At 73.8% G+C, this 2,617-nt stretch carries 2 protein-coding genes; both read left to right on the forward strand.

Going from position 1 to position 2,617, the window contains the following annotated elements; all coding sequences use genetic code 11:
* Positions 1-477 precede the first annotated feature (477 nt).
* A complete protein-coding gene (locus E1286_RS46955; protein WP_132623860.1) occupies positions 478-1,590 on the forward strand; it encodes an alkaline phosphatase family protein in 1,113 nt (370 codons plus the stop codon).
* Positions 1,587-2,402 (forward strand): sulfurtransferase, encoded by an 816-nt coding sequence (locus E1286_RS46960; protein ID WP_132623862.1) that lies wholly within the window; start codon positions 1,587-1,589, stop codon positions 2,400-2,402. The genes E1286_RS46955 and E1286_RS46960 overlap by 4 nt, the downstream gene beginning before the upstream one ends.
* Positions 2,403-2,617 lie beyond the last annotated feature (215 nt).

Raw genomic sequence — 2,617 nt, forward strand, 5'->3', positions numbered from 1 at the left:
GCCTCACCCCGGCCGCGCCCCTACCCGGGCCACCTGCCGGCGTCCCCGAACAGGGCCGACCCCTTGGCCTCGCACCCACTCCCCGCTCCCAAGAGGACGGCGGCCGGCGGTTGAGGTCCTCAGGAAGATGAGATCCCTGCGCGGTGCAAACCCGAGACATGCGTCTCCCCGTTCGAGGCCCGCGCCCCTGCCCGGGCCGCCTGCCGCCGCGACGCCCCAGGGCGGGTTGCGGCCACTTGGCCCGCAACTCCTCCCCACCGCTCCCAGGAGGACGACGGTCGGGAGGTGAGGGCCTTGGGAGCCGGCATTCGCGGGGGATGGCCGGCGTGGGTTCGTCACCGTACCGGTGAGGAGGTCGGGCGGCGTTCTGGCGTGGTGTTCGTCGGTCTCGGCCCTTGGGCCGCGTTCACTCGCTGCCGCTCTTTCGGCGCAGGTGGGGGCGATGGTGTGGGAATCGGGAGAGTTAGACTGTGGGGCATGATCGTGCCGGGATACGGTGGCGGGTCGCTGGCGGATCTGCCCGGCTCGCTGCTCGCCGCACTGGGCCTCCGTGAGCCCAACACGCTCGCCCTGGAGCCCGCCGACCGCGTCTGCCTGTTCCTCGTCGACGGACTCGGCGCCGAGTTGTTGCGTGCCCATCCCGGTCACGCGCCGTTCCTGGCGGAGCTGGCGGGCCGTACGCTCACCGCCGGGTTCCCCTCCACCACCGTCACGAGCCTGTCCTCCCTGGGCACCGGCCTGACCCCCGGCGAACACGGCATGGTCGGCCTGATGCTCGCCGTGCCCGGCACGGGCCACCTGTTCAACTGCCTGCGCTGGACCGCCCCCGACGGTCTCGTGGTGCAGCCCGAGCAGTGGCAGCCCGCCGCGACCGTCTACGAGCGCGCCGCGCAGGCCGGGGTCCAGCCCGTCTACGTCGGCCCCGCCGCGTTCGAGGGCAGCGGCCTGACCAGGGCCGTCTATCGTGGCGTCCGCTACGCAGCCGCCGAATCCGCGGACGAGCGGGTCGCCCGCGCGCACGAGGCGCTGCGCGAGAGCCGTCGCGCGCACGTCACCGTCTACTACGGCGACCTCGACGCCGTCGGCCACATGACCGGCTGGGGCAGCGACGAGTGGCTGCAGCAGCTGTCCATCGTCGACGGCATGGCCCGGCGGCTCGCCGAGGGGCTTCCGCCCGGCTCCGCTCTTTACGTCACCGCCGACCACGGCATGGTCAACGCCACCGAGAAGATCGACGCCGAGAGCAGCCCCGAGCTGATGGAAGGGGTGGCGCTGCTCGGCGGCGAGGCGCGGGCGAGACACGTGTACGCCCGCCCGGGAGCCGCCAAGCAGGTGCTGGAGGCCTGGCGCGAGACCCTGCGCGACAAGGCGTGGGTCGTCTCCCGACAGGAGGCGGTCGATTCGGGCTGGTTCGGCCCGCGCGTACGTGACGCGTGGTTGGAGCGCATCGGCGACGTCGTGGCCGTTCCGTACGGCGGCGTGGCCGTCACCACTCCCTCCCGGCACCCGATCGAGGCCCGCTTCATCGGCTACCACGGCTCGCTGACCGCGGCCGAGCAGCACGTCCCACTTCTGGAGGTACGCACGTGACCAGCCCGTTGATCACTCCTGAGCAGCTCGCCGCCCTCGACGGCGCGACCGTGCTGGACGTGCGGTGGCGGCTCGGCGGGCCGCCCGGGCTGGAGTCGTACCGCGAGGGCCACATCCAGGGCGCCGTCTTCTGCGACCTCGACGCCGATCTCGCGGCCCCTCCCGGCGAGGCCGGGCGGCATCCGCTGCCGGAGGCGCAGGCCTTCCAGAGCGCGATGCGCCGCCTGGGCGTGTCGGGCGTCCGGCCGGTGGTGGTCTACGACGACGCGGCCTCCACCGCCGCCGCCCGTGCCTGGTGGGTGCTGCGCTACTTCGGCCACCGCGACGTACGCGTGCTCGACGGCGGGCTGCCCGCCTGGATCGCGGCCGGCCTGCCGACCACCAAGGAGGTCCCGCAGCCGGTCGAGGGCGACTTCACCGCCCGGCCGGGCGGCATGCCGGTGCTGACCGCCGACGAGGCGGCGGCGCTGGCGGGCGAGGGCGTGCTGCTCGACGCCCGGGCCGCGGAACGCTACCGGGGCGAGGTGGAGCCGATCGATCCGGTGGCCGGGCACGTGCCCGGGGCCGTCTCCGCTCCCACGACCGACAACGTCGGCCCGGACGGCAGGTTCCTCGCTCCCGAGAGGCTGCGGGCCCGCTTCGCCGACCTGGGCGTCACTGAGGGGGTGCCGGCGGGCGCGTACTGCGGGTCCGGCGTGACCGCCGCCCACGAGGTGCTCGCACTGGAGGTGGCCGGCCGGCCCGCCGCCCTCTACGTCGGCTCCTGGTCCAACTGGGTCGCCGACCCGTCGAGGCCCGTCGCCACCGGCTGACCTGTCCCACCTCCACTCCTCACCGCCTCCAGCGTGACGGTGGTCACGGGTTGAGGTCCTTTGAGGCCTTCGCGTGACGGGGGTTGCGGGTTGAAGTCCTTTGCGTGAGGACCTTCGGCGTGACGGGGTTGCGGGTCGGGGGCGGGAGAGCCGTCAGCTGACGGCGGTCCAGGGCTGAGGTCCTACAACGAAGGCCCGGCGAGGGAATCTGGGGC

Origin of the sequence: Nonomuraea terrae (genome assembly GCF_004348995.1) — a bacterium.
GTDB lineage: Bacteria > Actinomycetota > Actinomycetes > Streptosporangiales > Streptosporangiaceae > Nonomuraea > Nonomuraea terrae.